We start from the raw sequence: 16,408 nt of genomic DNA, 5'->3' as shown, positions 1-16,408 counted from the left end.
TTTTTATAGCTAATAAGATACTTGTTTTCTAACCGCTGATGCAACTCGGAAACCAAGCATAAAGCTTTTGTAATCAGCTCCATCTCTAGACCTCACAGCAGCGCGTGACCAAGCGATACCGCTTATCCAGCTGCCTCCTTTTGGTGTTCGCCATGAACATGCATTATCTTTGTTTTCAGTCCAGCTTGTTCCATCAACCGGAGCGTTGACCAAGTTATTTTGAAAGCAGTCACTGGTCCACTCCCAAGCATTCCCAACCATGTCGTATAATCCAAACTTATTAGGTTTAAATCGGCCTACTCTTGTAGTAAATACGTATCCGTCGTCACAAGGAAAGGAGGCCCGAGTAGGAAATTTAGCAGCAAAAGCACGATCACCTATATTAGCATAATCACAAGCATCAGCAGGATCTGTACCCCAATACCAAGGAGTACTGCTACCTGCACGACTAGCATATTCAAACTCTACAGCAGAAGGTACTCTATATTCACGCCCTGTTTTTTTGGTGAGCCATTTCGCATAGGCTTCAGCGTCACTCCAACTTACACACACAACCGGATCGGTTTCGCGTTGCGGATAACCCGGATTTTTCCAATTATGTTCGGCCACATAACCATAACTCTTACCATCAAAGTAGTTACAGCCCACCAAGGGTTCTCCCTTGTAATAACCCAATTTTGATTTGTATTTGGTCTCTTCCATAAATATGCGATACTGAGCCAAGGTTACCTCGGTTTTAGCCATGGCAAATGGTTCTTTTATACTCGCTAATACACGGTCTCTTTCACCTTTTTTTCTCCCTATTTCTTCTTTATAGGAACCGATATATACCTCACCTGCGGGAACAATTACCATATCTGGACATTCCTTGCAATCTTTAAATTCTTGAGGGGTGTTTTGAGCAAACGAAAAACCTAAAAGGCCATTTAAAAAAAGAAAGGAAATTATGTTTTTAGATAGTCTCATCTTCTTCTAAATAGCTGAAAGGGTTTCAGATATCTTCTCAAAATTTGGTAAGCTCTTCCCGTCAGTAACTTCGGCATATTGTACTACTCCCTTATTATCAATTACAAACGCAGAGCGTTTTGAAAAATGGGTCATTCCCGCAAAATCGTCTTCGAATAAAACTCCATAATTATTGCTAACCGTTCTATTAAAATCAGATCCTAATTTGAAATTTAAATTGTTTTCTTTTCCAAACTTGTCTAGCACAAAAGGCGAATCAACAGATACACCTAGTACCTCCGCATTTAATTTTGAATAATCACTTTCCGCATCTCTAGACATGCACATTTGTGCAGTACAAACACTGGTGAATGCCAACGGAAAAAAATGTAGAATCAAATTCTTTCCTTTATAATCACCTAACTTGATAGGTTCTAAATCGGTTCCTATAAGTTTAAAATCTGGTGCTTTTTGCCCTATCTTTAGTACTGACATGATTGGTTTGTAGTTTGTTTAAAAAAACAGTTAAATATATTAATAATTAACAATATTAACTAATTTTTTTGGTACATTTGATTTACTCAAAATAAATTCGTGTTAAAATTACGTTTAACGCCTAGTGCTTTACGCGACTTTTAACTTTAATCTTCCTTAGAATTCTTCTATGAAAATTAGAAATCCTCGAAACGGAGCTTATGATTACACCTTGTTAGTTGATGATAAAACACAAGTTGAAAGTAAGGTTGATATACTTAGAAGTAATCAAAAAAAATGGCAGCTATTAGCAATTGAACAACGTGCGGAGATTATGACCCAGTGGTTGCAAATCATCGAAAAGCATGAAGAAGAAATTGTGAATCAATTAAGCATCGATACTGCGCGTTTGAAAATTTCGCAAGTAGAATACCAAGGTACTGTTGGGCTCATCAAATCATGGATAATGAGAGCACCACAACTTATGAAACTACCTGAAAAAAGACCCTCATTTACTGCTCCCTCTGTCATGATACAACAGCAAAGAGTCGCGTACCCTGTAGTAGGAGTTATTAGCCCTTGGAATTTCCCTTTATTGTTAGCCTTAATTGATGCCATACCCGCTCTGTTGGCTGGATCTTCAGTGCTACTAAAACCAAGTGAAGTGACTCCTCGATTTGTCGATCCGCTTGTAAAAACCATTGAGGCAATCCCTGAATTGGCAAAGGTGTTTCAAATTGTACGTGGTGGACCTGAAACGGGAAAAGCAGTAGTTGCAAATGCCGATGCTATTTGCTTTACGGGTAGCGTTGAAACCGGAAAACACATTGCTGCTGCAAGTTCAGCCAGGTTAATACCAGCTTTTTTGGAGTTAGGCGGAAAAGACCCTGCAATTGTTTTAGCTGATGCGGATCTCGAAATTGCTACCGATGCTATTTTGCGAAGTTGTGTGGGTGCTACCGGGCAAGCATGTCAATCGTTGGAGCGTATTTATGTAGATGAATCTATTTTTGAGTCGTTTATACAGCTTATTACTAAAAAAGCTGAGGAAGTTACCCTAACCACAAACCCTACAACAGGGCAGATGGGACCTTTAATTTTTGAAAAACAAGCTGTGAAAATCCAGCAACAAATTGATGCCGCAGTTGCAGAAGGCGCGTTACTACATACTGGTGGAAAAGTAGAAAACATTGATGGTGGTTTATGGTGCAGACCTACAGTGCTATCCAATGTAAATCACTCGATGGATGTGATGAACGAGGAGACTTTTGGCCCTATCATACCCATTATGAAATTTAAAACAGAAGAAGAGGCCATCGAACTTGCCAATGATAGTATTTATGGATTATCTGCTTCCGTTTTTTCAAAAAATCAAGAGCAGGCTTTAGCGGTGGCATCGCAAATTGAAGCAGGCGGAATAAGCATTAATGACGGAAGTTTGACCAACCGAGTTTATGATGCCGAAAAACACGCTTTTAAACAATCAGGCTTCAACGGTTCCCGCATGGGTGATGCCGGATTCACACGATTCTTTAAAAAGAAAGCCATGCTTATTCAAACAGAAAAGCCTCAAACAATGGCTGGTTTTGAAGAGTCAAACTAAAAACCAACATGAAGTATTTTACAGGCTTTTTAACAACGTTATTTTTACTCCTATTTGTTGAGACTTCTGCTCAAAAAGCGCTAAAGATTGGTGATTATTATCCCATTTCTGATGGAAATACGTGGCGGTATACCGCTCCCGAAGGATGGAAAGATGTTGACTATATTTCATCAATTAAAAAAGAAGAAAACCAACTAGTTGTCATTTATAAAAAGTATGGTTTAGATGTTCCTGCTGTACTTAAAAGTAATTCAAACAACGATTTTTACAAGCACTTTGATGCCACTAAAACGGCCAAACTTTTGGTAGTAAATGCTAAAGGTGTTTGGTATTTTGGAGAGTTATTTTCTAACAACGGAGGTACAGTTTTGTTTGAGCAACCTATTTTGTGGTTTTCATCGAAATTTGAGGTGGGGGATTCGGTTGATGAGGAACGTAATTTTAACCGCTACTATGAAGATGGGACAGTCCTGCAAGGTACCTTCCACATTACTCAAAAGATAGAAGCAAAGGCAACCGTTGTTGTTCCTGCGGGAACCTTTAAGGATTGTTTACGCATTGCTTTTGACACCCATTGGGATTTTGGCAAAGGATCGGAAGCTAAATCGATTAATGTTTATCACTATTCGAAACAAACGGGTGTGGTAAAAGCTTCTGCACGTTTTATCATTTTAAAGAACAAGAAGGAACTAATTAATCGATTAGTAGAGCCTGATCTTAAGTCGTATGGTTTGAACTAAAGTTCCTTTTTTTTAAAAGGGCTCGGCTAAGAGTAGTTGCATTGTTTAGCACTCACTTTTACAAGAACACACCAAATTGGAAATTGCGCAGGAATTTCCAAAGTAGCCAATAAAAAGAAATTACTTATGGCCATTGTTGTATACCACTTTTTAATTATTTGTTCGTCTTACCAATGAAAGCATTAATCCGCTTAGGATTAAAAGAGAACCAATTATTTTGTTTTGTAAATGCACTTTTTTCTTATTCTCTAAATACCCTTTCAATTTTGTTGCAAAATAAGTGTAGGTCAAAAGCGAAGTACCATCCAAAATCAAAAAAATGATTCCAAGTACAACTACTTGTGGAACAAAAGGCAAATCTTTGTTTAAGAATAAAGGGAATAATGCAGCAAAAAATACGACAGCTTTAGGGTTTGCGGCAGACATTAAAAATCCCTCTGCATATAAATTAAAGAAACTTCTATTTTTTAAATTATTTTCTTTTAGTTCAGTTTTTGGAGTGACAATTATTTTCTTTATCCCAATAAATATTAGATATCCAACTCCAAGCCATTTAATTATTTGAAATAATTCACTTGATGAAGTGATAATTGTCGCAAGTCCAACCGAAGCAAGAATTATCTGTATTAAATTAGCTGATAAGTCTCCTAATATTGTACCTGTTGTTTTCTTCGCTCCATATTTTAAACTGTTAGCAGTTGCAAGTAATACGCTTGGTCCAGGCGTCCAAACCAGTATTAAAACTGTTCCAATGAAGGAAATTAAAAGGTTTAAATCCATTGTTTCATTAATTCTTTAATTGGGTTCTCAAAATGACTTACAACCCCAATATATCAATTTGTATTTCGAACTAACTGATTTTTACCAATTGCTTACCTACATTCTTTTTGGTAAATAATCTGTTTAAGGCTTCAGGCATTTTTTCAAGTCCGTACAACATGTCTTCCTGATAGGTCAATTTGCCTTCGGTAATCCATTGTGCCATTTCGTGTTCTGCTTTTGGAAAATGTTTTTCATAATCATATATAAAAAAGCCTTCCATTTTTGATCGTGTTGCACCCACCCGATGCCAATTATTTAAAGAATAATCAGGATTATCTCTATCCTTATATTGCGAGATTCTTCCACAGAGTACTACACGCGCATAGCGCCTTAACTTTGTTAAGGCAATATCTAAAATTTTACCCCCAACATTGTCAAAATATATGTCTACTCCTTCAGGAAAGAAGTGATCGATCTGCTCTGCGATATTTTCTTTTGTATAATTGATTGCTCCTTTATACCCCAATTTTTCAACTAGCAACTTACACTTTTCATCTGTACTAGCCATACCAACAGCATTAGCCCCCTTGATATTTGCTAAATGTCCCACATTAGAACCAACTCCACCGGTAGCGGCAGAGACTAACACGTTGTCATCTTCTTTACATTCGCCAACATTGTACAAGCCAAAATAAGAAGTAAAACCGGTCATACCCAATACACCAAGTGCGGTTGAATACGATAAGCCACGTTGATTTACTTTATACATCATATAGTAAGGAGTACCATCGCAAATAACATATTCTTGCCAACCGCACTTCCCCTGAACGATATCACCCACTTGAAAAGTAGGGTTTTTACTCTCAACTACCTCGCCAACGCCACGACCTCTCATGGTATCGCCAAACTGCATAGGGTTTTCAATACCGGCCCCGTCTAACATATAAAATTTCATTACAGGAGCAACCGATAGAAATAAGACCTTTATCAAGAACTCACCCTCCTTTAAAGGTCTTATTTCCTCTTCTTCTAACCTAAAATCTGTCTCTTTGATAAGATGTTCAGGCCGAGCAGCTAATACTAGTTTTCTGTTTTTCAAGAAATTATTTTTTCGCTTCCTTATCGGCTAAAAACTTTTTGAAAACGGTCCATGAAGTTTCATTAGGACGTTTGTCATCTCTTGGTGGTGGATTTTTATACAAAGGGTATCGATCACCCAAGATCTTCTGTAACCTTTCCCAAACACCATCTTTATCTAATATACTTTCTCCAGTGGCATTTGCAATAATCCAACCTGGTCGGCTTCCCATCTCCATCCATGGTAACCATTGAGACATACGTTGCCAAGAAATATTCGATTGACTGAGGTTTTTTATTTTAGAATTAAGTAGTTCTTCTGCTTTATAATAGGTATTAAAAATTTCCATAGCATGGTAGGTGCCACCTACGTACTTTTGATAATCCCCGGAAAGTGGATTGTTATAAAATAAAGGTATTTCATAAGAAGTAACGGCAACATCCTCATACTGTCTGAAACTAGTTTTTGCTGATACTTTGCCATCCTTATCTTTTTCATACACATAACCTCTCATGTTCACTGGATCATTCGCTACGTGAATAACATCTACCATTTCACCTGTCCATGGATTTTCCCATTTATCAATAATCTCATTTGTTTTTGGGTCAAGATACATCATGATCTCACGACCAACACTTCTAAAACCCTTTCCGCGAACAGGGTCTTCGACGCAATCACATTGACGCACGTTGATTCCAACCACGTTGAATAAATGACGATCTTTCTCTCCCTGAACTCTACTCCAAATTCTACCTTCCCACATCCCGTATACTGGTTTACCTTCTTCAAGTGTATTACAGGTGGTTTTTTGTCGAATTTCCAGTGCTTTTGCTCCCGTAAATTCTTTGGTCTGGGCATTCATTATACCAACAAATGCCATTAATACTAGTACTACTTTTAACTTCATGTTATTGCTGTTTTTAGTTTATTTTATTCTTCTATAAATGTGATCAAAACCCCATCTGGACATATTACTGAAAATGTGTTAACTTTTCCATAAGGTTGAATATCTAATTGTTGTAAAGGTTGATGAATGGATACTTCTTTTTCTTGCAAGTGGTTATAATATCCTGAAATACCGTCAACGGATACCCTGTAGCTCATAAATCCTTTATTAGGTGGTTTCGCTTTTGCTGAAAAATCTTTACCAGTGGCACCTTCAAACTCGCAAATCTGGAACATCGTATCACGTTCCCCATCATAAGAAAGCATCACCGCTTTACAGTTAACTTTATTCGTTAAGTTATGAGGAAAACCAAACATACTCTCCTGTGGTTTTTCTTTCTTTACCTCATAATCCATCAATACTTTACATCCCAAAGTATCAATATAAAATTGTTTCGCCTTTGCAATATCCTTAACAGTAATTGAAGAGTTGTACACATGAGTGGGAAACTTAATCGGAGATTTTAGTTCCATGGGAGGCTGAACCCTATGAGTATAAGCAATAATGGTATCGTCATAACCTTTCATTAAAATATCATATAACTCAACTGTTCCCATTTTTTGAAAAAGAGGATCACTTAATCCGTGCCAGCCGAGTTCACGTAATTCATCAAAGGTGTTGGCCACCTCGTGCACACGAAGATTAATATCCATAATACCCCCTGTATCCCAAGGTTGCTGTGATGATCGAATGTAATCTTGATCTATATTATTGAATTTAACCAAGCGTAGTTGTCCCGTTGGGTGATGATCAGATTGGATTAAAACTTCCTCTGCATTCGCTTGGTTAGAAACTTGCCAAAAACCGAGCTGATTTTTGGTTGTTTGGTATGTACCAACTTCGTTCCAACCGCCATAATCACAAAAAAAGCTTTTGACTTTTTCAAGGTTTCCAACGCTGTATAGTACTTCTTTTATAGATCCTAATTGATACATAATATCTTTTTATCTAGCTTGATTATGAATCTGGTCTTAAACCCCGTTGTAGCTTACTATTTTTTTTTGATGTAAGATCGCATTGAACGCGAATCCATCCCGGGTTAAAACCGATACGATCTGCACCTGGATTGCCCCATGAATACACAAGGGTTTTTCCCTTTTGTGACCCTTCCTGAATAAAAATAACGAAGGTCTCCCGCTGCATACCAAACGACCAGGTATTTCTCATCCCTAAAACCATATGCCTCCTATCGGGATAGTCAAAATCAAAGAACCCTCCTTGGTCCAAAATATCGATATAGTATTTGGTGATGGTCGGCCTACCATTAGTTTTATTAGGAAAATCAATCATACAAGTAAAACATCGAGCCTTCTCTTGTTGATAAAATGATTTTTGTTCTGTGCTTGCTATAGGTTTAAACCAAAAGTTGTCCTTGTTAATCAATAACTCCACCTGCTGTTTGGTTTTCTTGGTGGAAGTAGATTCGCATTTATCATCTACCGCCTTCATAACAAAATCCATTCCTTCTCTTTGAAGTACCATTTGGCAAACTTCTTCTAAGTTTGGTGAATCTGGTTTTAGTTTATCCATTAAAGAATTAATCTCCTTATTCAATGCTAAATATGGCTTTTTAGACCTAAAATGAAGAGGCTTTACATTTATTATTTTCCCATTTTTATTGGCACTTAATTGATAAATAGTTTGCCTAAGTAATCTACTGGGGTCATTATTTAAATAGGTTTCAACATAAACAGCATAAACTCCAAAAGCGGGATTCTTAATTCGTTTTACTATGGAATGAACCCTATCATGATCGCCTTCACGATCAGCAATTTTATCAAAATCAAGTTGTTCGACATTATCATATTCCCCGTGCCAGATTTCCATCAGGTATTCCAACTCCCTTTCAGCATAACTATAGGTTCTTTCCTTAAATTCTGTATCGGAATTTAGCCGGGCTTGTTGACCTGCAACAACAGTTGAAATGATTAAAAATGATATGAAAAATCCAGCTTTTAGCATCACTTGACTAATCTATTAGTTAAGAAATTATCGATAGCCATTGCGCAGTTTTCCCCATCATCAAAAAAACCAAATGGGCCACTATTTGACAATTCAACACGCTCACAATTAGGAATAATCTCCATCAATTTATCTTGTTTACTTACGAAAACGTCAAACGAGCCTTGAAGTAACAATACAGGGCAACGCAGACTATGCAATGCAGGGTTTCTGTCCCATTTCAACATACTACCATGAGCATCATACGGCTTAATTTTCTGATTCAAACTGTTTATATAAGGAGGAATCATTTCCATTGCCTCGGCATATGGCATATAATCAGCATAGCGTTTCCATGCATCAAATAATGCTTCACCACTTCTTTCTAAAGGTTTCTTCTTCTTTGATTTCAACGTAGCCTTAAATTGTTGAGCCTCTTTTTCAGTTTTAGGTCCGCTCGTACCCGATAAGATCAATGCTTTTACCCGATCGGGTTGCCGATATGCTAGATTCATTGCTATTAAAGCACCCCCATGATGGCCAATAGCCGAAAATGATTTTATGCTTAAATGATCAAGTATTGCCTCCGCACAATCGGTATATTCCTCAACATTAGGTTCATGATCAGGATCATCACTGTTCCCATGTCCAATCCAATCAAATGAAATGATTTGATAGCGATCACTTAACAAAGGAATTAAAGAAGCATATTCTTCACTAGATGACGATGATTGATGAATACACAACAACGGTGTTCCCTGGCCAACTATCCAATAATACAGTTTCCCCAGTGAGGTGGTCAAAAAACCTTTAGTGACATTTCTAAACTGTGTTGTGCTTGCCATTATTAAACAATTTACCAAAAGATTTAAATCGTCCTAATCGAAATAAGTTTATAAATTTAGTTAATTTAATTAACAATTAATATTATTAATCAATTTTAGTATCTTTGGGATATAACCATTTTACAACTCAACTACAATTCTTATGAAAAAGTTTTCTAAAATAATAGCCTGTTTCGTTGCAATGATTGTTGCCGTAGCTTGCCAAACAAAAAAAGAAGATAAGATTGCCCTTAATAATGAAGCCAAGGAAGAATTGGTTAAAAGACCCGCATCGTACGAAGCGGCTCCTGAGGCATTAAAAATTTGGGTTGATGCTCGCGCCGGTACTGGAGAAGCAGTTCATTGGATAGCTGATGGCTCCGTATATGAATATCCTTCAGGGAAAAAGTTATTTGGCATGATCGGTTTTGATAGCTCAACGATCATATGGCCCGAAGAAGCCGGCGGTGAGATCACACATTTAACTAGAAAGACTTTTGCCTATACTGATCCAGAAACGGGTGAAGTCATTAAAGAATACAATGGTAATGAAGTAAAGCCAATAGCATACCCTTACCAAATGATTACCTATCGACTAGAGAATGATCGTATTTATGGCGATGTCGAACAAGGTGTTGGTGAACGTGTTCAAAAAATTAAGTCGAAAGATGGGATTCCATTTAGAAAATTGGGAGATACCTATATCTATAATGCTCAAGTATATTTAGATTTCCCGTTGCCTACGGGAAAGCAGTATCAAGCATGGGAAAATTATGATTTTTTCGTGAACCCCGAAGGAAGCATTGAGGAGCCACATCAAATGACATGGCAACGCTACGGTCAACTGCCTAGTTGGGCAGGTGGAGGTCCAGCCATTATACACTTGCACTCATGGCGAGTTGAAAGTCATGACGAATTTCCGCCAAAACTACTAGAATGGGCAAAAGCTGATAAACCAAATTGGTTAAATCCTCCAAAAGATATTGCAGAAGTTCGTACTCTTCAAAAAGGAGAAGGCGGACCTGGTTGGGGACAATAACGGAATTTGAGGTCTTTTTAAGTTAACAATACTTATTAGCGATAGGGCAAGACTCTAAGTATCAGTACAAGTTTTAATTTATTTTTAAAGCACTTTATACTATAAAAAAGAAAGCTTAAAATCACCCTTACCCTTTATTTTTCTTGGGATTAAATGAGGTTGTACATTTGATTTCGATTGGTTTCCCCCAGGGCTTTTTTTCAAAAGCTCCCTTCGCTTTTTGGTCACGAAACTCACTTGAACATCGTAAAATCAATAAAATTCATTAGTTAATTATATTAATGATTAATAATATTAACTAATTATTTTATTTTTATATTGAATAAGAACTGTATGGAGACCATAATCGAACAAAACTGGCAAGAAGAATTAAAAGAGTGGATCGCATCTTTAGATGAAGTAATTACTGATCAAGGTGATGATCATGGTGCTAGCTTACTAAGAGAACTTCGTGCTTTCGCATTGAGAAAAGGTGTAAAACTTGCTGGTGATGCGTTAAACACACCATATATTAATACTATTAATGTAAAGCACCAACCACCATATCCTGGTGACACGGTAATAGAAACCAAAATTGAAAATATTAACCGTTGGAACGCTATGGCCATGGTACTGCAAGGCTATGATAGTGGTACTGGTGTTGGCGGTCACATAGCCACCTACGCATCCGCTGCGAGTATGTATGAGGTTGGACTAAATCACTTTTTTAGAAAAAAGTCTGATGATTATGGCGGAGATCTTGTTTCGTTTCAACCTCATGCTGCACCCGGGGTTTATGCACGTGCTATGCTCGAAGGTCGACTTACTGAAGACAATCTAAAAAATTACAGGCGCGAATTGCAGCCGGAAGGAGGTCTCCCTTCATACCCGCATCCAAGGCGGTTACCCGAATTTTGGGAAATACCTTCGGCTTCTATGGGGCTTATAGGAGTAAGTGCTATTTATCAGGCCCGTTTTCAAAAATATCTTGAAAACCGTGGGTTAAAAGAAAAGAAAGGCGGTAAGATCTGGACCTTCGTTGGTGATGGCGAGATGGATGAACCAGAAACGCTGGGAACATTAAATATTGCTGTACGTGAACAACTAGATAATTTGGTTTTAGTGGTTAACTGCAACCTGCAACGTCTTGACGGTCCCGTTCGTGGAAATGGTAAAGTAATACAAGAATTAGAAAGCACCTTTCTTGGTGCGGGCTGGAACGTGACCAAGGTGATTTGGGGTAGTGAATGGGATGCTCTTTTAGAGCGCGATCATAACGGCATTCTTACCGAGCGTATGAATCAGGCACTAGATGGTGACTATCAAATGTATTCTGTTTTACCTGGCGATCAGGTACGAGCCCATTGGGTCAAGGATAATCCCGAGTTAGAAGCAATGATGCAATCGTTATCTGACGAAGAAATAAGAACGATACGACGTGGTGGCCACGATTATAAAAAAATATTTGCAGCCTTCGAAAAAGCGGCAAAACCTAACGGGAAACCAAGTGTTATCCTAATGAAAACTATTAAAGGATATGGTATGGGTAGTGCAGGTGAAGGAAAAAATACTACTCACCAAAAAAAGAATATGAGCGCTAATGAGCGTATTGAAGCAGCAAAACGATTTGGTATTCCGTTAAGCGAAGAAGACGCTGCCAAAGCTAAGTTCTATGTTCCTGGCGCAGATAGTGAAGAGATAAAGTATCTGAAATCGAAAAGGGAAGCTCTAGGTGGGTTTTTACCGGAAAGACAAGACACAAGTATCAAAATTAATACTCCCGGAGATGAGGTCTTTGGTGAGTTTTATACCGGTACAGAAGAGCGAGAAGTATCAACAACTATGGTTTTGGTAAGAATCATTACCAAACTACTTCGTCAAGAAGGAATTAAAGAATATATCGTACCTATTATTCCTGATGAAGCTAGAACTTTTGGTCTTGATGGTCTTTTCCGTTATGCAGGTATTTATCAACCAAAAGGGCAATTGTATGAACCCGTTGATGCCGGTAGTATTTCTTACTATCGTGAAAGTGTAGACGGTCAAATTTTACAAGAAGGCATCTGTGAAGCTGGTGCAATAGCATCTTTTATGGCAGCAGGATCTGCATACTCTATGCACGGGTTACCTATGATTCCTTTTTATGTATTCTACTCCATTTTCGGATTCCAACGCGTTGGTGATATGATCTGGGCTTGTGGTGATATGATGTGTAAAGGCTTTTTAATTGGTGGTACTTCTGGGAGAACAACACTAAATGGCGAGGGGGTACAACATCAAGATGGCCATTCGCACATACTTTCGAGCATCGTTCCTAATATGAAAAGCTACGACCCTTCGTTTGCTTATGAATTAGCACTTATTGTAAAGGATGGTATTTATAAAATGTATGAGCTAGGTGAAAAAATATTTTACTATATAACTGTTACCAACGAAAATTACCCCATGCCAATGATGCCTGAAGGTGTCGAAGAAGGTGTAATTAAGGGTATGTATCGCTATGAAAAGTCAACCAAAAAAGCGGTTGATAATCGCAAGGCTCATTTAATGGGTAGTGGTTCGATCATGATGCAGGTCATCGAAGCCAAAAAAATGCTCGAAGCGCTTAACATCTCAACAGACATATGGAGTGTAACTAGTTATACTGAACTGGAACGAGATGCCTTGAATGTCGAAAGAGAACGGCTTCTTTCTTCAAAAGAAAGCAAGAAAAAGTGCTATGTCGAGCAACTAACTGAAAAAGAAAACGGAGTTTTTGTTTCGGTTTCAGACTATGTAAAATCTTGGGGGAATGGGATATCGAAATGGATGCCGAAAGCATATCATGTATTAGGCACCGATGGATACGGATTAAGTGAATCGCGTACCAACTTACGGGATCATTTTGAGATTAGCCCAAAATATATTGCTTTAGCCGCTCTTCAGCTTCTCAAAGAAGAAGGAAGCGTGAGCGCCAAAGAGGTTGCTGCTTTTATGAAAAAGCACGACATATCAGCTAAAAAAACAAACCCTGTTGACTAACAGGAAATACCTATAAAAGATGACTGAATTAAAATTACCATCGTTAGGAGAAGGTATTGAAAAAGGAACCATTATTTCGATCATGGTCAATGTGGGTGACAGTATTGAAGCCGAGCAAACACTTATGGAAGTTGAAACGGATAAGGTGGTGGTTGAGGTACCCGCAGATATTGCAGGAGTTGTTAGTGAAATTTTAGTAAACATCGGCGACGAGATAGCCGAAAATACGTCCATCATCCGATTAGAAAGTGAAACAGCATCTACAATCATACAAAGCACGCCTGAAGTATCAATAAATGAACAAGAAAATGAGGTATTAGTTCAAGATACAACCACAGTAGAGGCTGCAACCTTAGTTAAGGAAGCAACTGTAACAACCGTTGCACAAACTGCGCAAATTAACTTACCCTCATTAGGTGAGGGAATAGAACAAGGCACTGTTATTTCTATCGCGGTAAAGGAAGGTGATACCATTACTGCTGAACAAACACTTATGGAGGTAGAAACGGATAAAGTTGTTGTAGAAGTACCTTCGGATATTGATGGCATCGTTGAAAAAATATTAGTAGCAATAGGTGATGAAATTAGCGAGGGTACGCCCATTATCGAAATAAAGAGTGCAGCGACCGAAGAGATACAACAAACAGAAGTTAAAGTAGAAAAGAAAGCTTCGGAAAAAACTGTTGAACCCAAACCCACCATTAAAAAAGAAGTGCAACAATCGGTGCCAACATCTAGCAGAAAAGGAAAATTTAGAGCATCACCATTAGCAAAGAAATTAGCTCGAGAAATTGGTGTAGATATCGCTACCATGCCTGTAAGCAACCCAAGTGGTCGTATTTCTGTAAAAGATGTAAAGGCATATTCTAAACAACTGCATCAAAATAGAACTTCTTTCTCAGGAAATTCTCCCCAACCTACCTTACCGGATCTTACCAGATGGGGTGACATTAAGCGTCATCCCATGTCTGGTATCATGCAGGCCACCAGTAAAAATATGACCACTTCATGGAGTACCATACCTCATGCTTGGCTTCAGGAAAAAGTTGATATCACTTATTTAGAGGAAAAGAGGCAAGTGCATAAAAACGCTTTTAAAGAAAAAGGTAGCCCGTTAACAATTACAGGAATTCTTGTAAAAGTGGTTGCAAAAGCTTTGGAAGAGTTTCCCATTTTCAATGCGAGTTTAGATGTTAATTCAAATGAGTTGATCTATAAAGATTACATCAATATCGGTGTTGCCGTAGATACTGACCGTGGACTACTGGTTCCTGTTTTAAAAAATGCTGATCAAAAAAACATTGGTGAAATTGCTACCGATCTCGCCAGCTTAGCTGACAAAGTCAAACAGAAAAAAATTAGTGCCGAAGAACTCGATGGTGGTACATTTACCATCTCAAATCTTGGCGGTATTGGCACCTCGGCTATTTTCCCTCTAGTTTCGTTTCCGCAAGTTGCTATATTGGGTGTTGCCGGAAGTCAAACCGAAGCAAGCTATATTAATGGTCAATTTCAACCTCGCTTGATCATGCCATTGACTATTGGCTTTGATCACCGAATTATTAATGGCGCAGATGCCGCCAGATTCATTAAGCATATTAAGTTGTTACTTGAAGACTGGTTTGCGTGGAATTTATAATTAACCAACACAAATGAAATGAGCATATTTCTAATTTTAAAGTATTTCCATATTTTACTATTCGTATTTTGGCTTGGTACTGATATGGGTACATACTACTCTAGTAAATTTGTAATAAATCCGAACCTGTCACCACCTCAGCGAGCTACTGCATTACAAATTTTACAGGGTTGTGATCTTGGACCTCGTATTGCAATGCCTTTGATCATGCCAACAGGTATTCACATGGGAAAAGAATTAGGTTTAATCAATATTGGTAGAACCGGACTTGGTTTAATATGGTTGGCCGGAATTCTTTGGTTGATTTTGGTTTTAGCTGTGCACTTCGGAAAAGATGAAGCCAGAAAAAAGAAGCTTAAAAATTTAGATTTTTGGTTGCGCCCCATTATTGTAATTGGTGTTTCTGGTTTTGCCATTTATTCTTTGATTGATAACTCATACATTGCTGTAGCTTGGATGAATTATAAGCTACTCATTGTTTGTGGTTTGATACTTTGCGGATTGGGAATTAGATATCACCTCACTCGTTTTACCCCTGCTTTTGTTAATTTAATGCAAGGAAAAGAGATTGAGACATCTAATGAAATAATGAAAAAGAGAATGAATGCCTGTTTACCATATGTATATGGCATTTGGATAGGGCTTTTAGTGAATGCCGCATACGGAATCCATTTAATTTAATTAAACATGAAACATAAAACCATACGCGGTTACATTCGATATACCAGTAAAAAACCAGAACGTTTAGATCAGGAACGAGGGCGTGAGTTTTTTACCTTAACCACTCAAAGTGATAATGTATTGGTCATGGATGCGCATTGCGAAATTGATGATGAACCTAATGTGATACGAAATGTGATGCAAGCTATGAGAAAAGATGATTGCAGCCCTTTAGATTGCAGTGTGCGCCTTTCCGTTGGAGATAAATTTGAAGGTTCCGGTTGGTTTCGGTTTGCAAATGATTGTGTAGAGTGTGAAATGTATAATCGCAAGGATGGCCGAATTACGCAGAAAATAGCAATAGAAAAAAGGGTGCCTTGGTTGCAATCGCATCCCATTGTTGGAGATGGCCTGCTTATGAAATTATATGACCTGTCTAAAGGTGAAGGGAAGCAACTCATAACCGATTTTATGTTGACATCTCCGGATCATAGAGGGGCTACGGGCCCAATGCTTTTCAAAATGGCTAAAATGAGTATTTCATACCATGGCGAAGAAGAAATAACTATTGCCGCCGGTACCTTTAAAGCTCGACATTTTTCAGTAGGAGATACCGCCGGGAGCCTTTTAGAAGAACACCCTCCTTATCATGTTTGGGTAACTGCAGATGATGATTATCTGTTCTTAAAAGCCGGGGCTGCCGGATATATGCAAACACATTATGAGCTAGAAAAGGTCGAATATTTTGGGTAACCAA

15 protein-coding genes are annotated in these 16,408 nt (G+C 38.1%); 7 read left to right on the top strand and 8 right to left on the bottom strand.

The window, feature by feature from the left end:
• Positions 1–9 precede the first annotated feature (9 nt).
• Entirely contained in the window at positions 10–966 is a 957-nt protein-coding gene (locus ABN763_RS05630; RefSeq protein WP_410484457.1) for a formylglycine-generating enzyme family protein, read from the bottom strand.
• Positions 967–972: 6 nt separating this feature from the next.
• On the bottom strand, positions 973–1,440 hold the full coding sequence (locus ABN763_RS05625) for a redoxin domain-containing protein (protein ID WP_410484456.1): 468 nt from the start codon (positions 1,438–1,440) through the stop codon (positions 973–975).
• 169 nt (positions 1,441–1,609) lie between these two features.
• Here ABN763_RS05625 and ABN763_RS05620 point away from each other — a divergent pair, with 169 nt between their 5' ends.
• The gene (locus ABN763_RS05620) at positions 1,610–3,022 is read left to right on the top strand and encodes an aldehyde dehydrogenase family protein (protein WP_410484455.1); all 1,413 of its coding nucleotides are present in this window, start codon (positions 1,610–1,612) and stop codon (positions 3,020–3,022) included.
• A gap of 8 nt (positions 3,023–3,030) precedes the next feature.
• Positions 3,031–3,762, top strand: a complete 732-nt coding sequence (locus ABN763_RS05615) for a hypothetical protein (protein WP_410484454.1) — start codon at positions 3,031–3,033, stop codon at positions 3,760–3,762.
• Positions 3,763–3,912: 150 nt separating this feature from the next.
• Here ABN763_RS05615 and ABN763_RS05610 read toward each other — a convergent pair whose 3' ends face one another.
• The 6 genes from ABN763_RS05610 to ABN763_RS05585 form a co-directional block, all read right to left on the bottom strand.
• Positions 3,913–4,542 carry a LysE family translocator gene (locus tag ABN763_RS05610; RefSeq protein ID WP_410484453.1) on the bottom strand — a complete coding sequence of 210 codons (630 nt, stop codon included), beginning with the start codon at positions 4,540–4,542 and terminating at the stop codon, positions 3,913–3,915.
• Positions 4,543–4,612: 70 nt separating this feature from the next.
• On the bottom strand, positions 4,613–5,623 hold the full coding sequence (locus ABN763_RS05605) for an NADP-dependent oxidoreductase (RefSeq protein WP_410484452.1): 1,011 nt from the start codon (positions 5,621–5,623) through the stop codon (positions 4,613–4,615).
• A gap of 4 nt (positions 5,624–5,627) precedes the next feature.
• Positions 5,628–6,509, bottom strand: a complete 882-nt coding sequence (locus ABN763_RS05600; RefSeq protein ID WP_410484451.1) for a DUF1838 family protein — start codon at positions 6,507–6,509, stop codon at positions 5,628–5,630.
• 23 nt (positions 6,510–6,532) lie between these two features.
• A complete protein-coding gene (locus tag ABN763_RS05595; protein WP_410484450.1) occupies positions 6,533–7,483 on the bottom strand; it encodes a VOC family protein in 951 nt (316 codons plus the stop codon).
• Positions 7,484–7,505: 22 nt separating this feature from the next.
• On the bottom strand, positions 7,506–8,510 hold the full coding sequence (locus tag ABN763_RS05590; RefSeq protein ID WP_410484910.1) for a CpcT/CpeT family chromophore lyase: 1,005 nt from the start codon (positions 8,508–8,510) through the stop codon (positions 7,506–7,508).
• On the bottom strand, positions 8,510–9,334 hold the full coding sequence (locus tag ABN763_RS05585) for an alpha/beta fold hydrolase (RefSeq protein ID WP_410484449.1): 825 nt from the start codon (positions 9,332–9,334) through the stop codon (positions 8,510–8,512). The genes ABN763_RS05590 and ABN763_RS05585 overlap by 1 nt, the downstream gene beginning before the upstream one ends.
• Before the next feature lie 142 nt (positions 9,335–9,476).
• Between ABN763_RS05585 and ABN763_RS05580 the strand changes: the two genes are divergently transcribed.
• From ABN763_RS05580 to ABN763_RS05560, 5 genes are all read left to right on the top strand, one after another.
• Complete coding sequence (locus tag ABN763_RS05580) at positions 9,477–10,352, top strand: DUF1838 family protein (protein WP_410484448.1); 876 nt, start codon at positions 9,477–9,479, stop codon at positions 10,350–10,352.
• A gap of 333 nt (positions 10,353–10,685) precedes the next feature.
• The gene (aceE, locus tag ABN763_RS05575; RefSeq protein ID WP_410484447.1) at positions 10,686–13,352 is read left to right on the top strand and encodes a pyruvate dehydrogenase (acetyl-transferring), homodimeric type; all 2,667 of its coding nucleotides are present in this window, start codon (positions 10,686–10,688) and stop codon (positions 13,350–13,352) included.
• 19 nt (positions 13,353–13,371) lie between these two features.
• Positions 13,372–14,991 carry a 2-oxo acid dehydrogenase subunit E2 gene (locus ABN763_RS05570; protein WP_410484446.1) on the top strand — a complete coding sequence of 540 codons (1,620 nt, stop codon included), beginning with the start codon at positions 13,372–13,374 and terminating at the stop codon, positions 14,989–14,991.
• 18 nt (positions 14,992–15,009) lie between these two features.
• Positions 15,010–15,672 (top strand): hypothetical protein, encoded by a 663-nt coding sequence (locus ABN763_RS05565; RefSeq protein WP_410484445.1) that lies wholly within the window; start codon positions 15,010–15,012, stop codon positions 15,670–15,672.
• Between the two features lie 6 nt (positions 15,673–15,678).
• Positions 15,679–16,404 carry a hypothetical protein gene (locus tag ABN763_RS05560; RefSeq protein ID WP_410484444.1) on the top strand — a complete coding sequence of 242 codons (726 nt, stop codon included), beginning with the start codon at positions 15,679–15,681 and terminating at the stop codon, positions 16,402–16,404.
• Positions 16,405–16,408 lie beyond the last annotated feature (4 nt).

The organism is Spongiivirga sp. MCCC 1A20706, assembly GCF_046524175.1.
Lineage (GTDB): Bacteria > Bacteroidota > Bacteroidia > Flavobacteriales > Flavobacteriaceae > Spongiivirga.
Note: the sequence above shows the minus strand (reverse complement) of the source record. Positions and strands in the feature narration are given on the sequence as shown.

Excerpts from the sequence above, each read along its gene's own strand:
- ABN763_RS05630 (WP_410484457.1), bottom strand. The coding sequence starts at position 966 with ATGAGACTATCTAAAAACATAATTTCCTTTCTTTTTTTAAATGGCCTT.
- ABN763_RS05625 (WP_410484456.1), bottom strand. The coding sequence starts at position 1,440 with ATGTCAGTACTAAAGATAGGGCAAAAAGCACCAGATTTTAAACTTATA.
- ABN763_RS05620 (WP_410484455.1), top strand. The coding sequence starts at position 1,610 with ATGAAAATTAGAAATCCTCGAAACGGAGCTTATGATTACACCTTGTTA.
- ABN763_RS05615 (WP_410484454.1), top strand. The coding sequence starts at position 3,031 with ATGAAGTATTTTACAGGCTTTTTAACAACGTTATTTTTACTCCTATTT.
- ABN763_RS05610 (WP_410484453.1), bottom strand. The coding sequence starts at position 4,542 with ATGGATTTAAACCTTTTAATTTCCTTCATTGGAACAGTTTTAATACTG.
- ABN763_RS05600 (WP_410484451.1), bottom strand. The coding sequence starts at position 6,509 with ATGAAGTTAAAAGTAGTACTAGTATTAATGGCATTTGTTGGTATAATG.
- ABN763_RS05595 (WP_410484450.1), bottom strand. The coding sequence starts at position 7,483 with ATGTATCAATTAGGATCTATAAAAGAAGTACTATACAGCGTTGGAAAC.
- ABN763_RS05590 (WP_410484910.1), bottom strand. The coding sequence starts at position 8,510 with ATGCTAAAAGCTGGATTTTTCATATCATTTTTAATCATTTCAACTGTT.
- ABN763_RS05585 (WP_410484449.1), bottom strand. The coding sequence starts at position 9,334 with ATGGCAAGCACAACACAGTTTAGAAATGTCACTAAAGGTTTTTTGACC.
- ABN763_RS05580 (WP_410484448.1), top strand. The coding sequence starts at position 9,477 with ATGAAAAAGTTTTCTAAAATAATAGCCTGTTTCGTTGCAATGATTGTT.
- aceE (WP_410484447.1), top strand. The coding sequence starts at position 10,686 with ATGGAGACCATAATCGAACAAAACTGGCAAGAAGAATTAAAAGAGTGG.
- ABN763_RS05570 (WP_410484446.1), top strand. The coding sequence starts at position 13,372 with ATGACTGAATTAAAATTACCATCGTTAGGAGAAGGTATTGAAAAAGGA.
- ABN763_RS05565 (WP_410484445.1), top strand. The coding sequence starts at position 15,010 with ATGAGCATATTTCTAATTTTAAAGTATTTCCATATTTTACTATTCGTA.
- ABN763_RS05560 (WP_410484444.1), top strand. The coding sequence starts at position 15,679 with ATGAAACATAAAACCATACGCGGTTACATTCGATATACCAGTAAAAAA.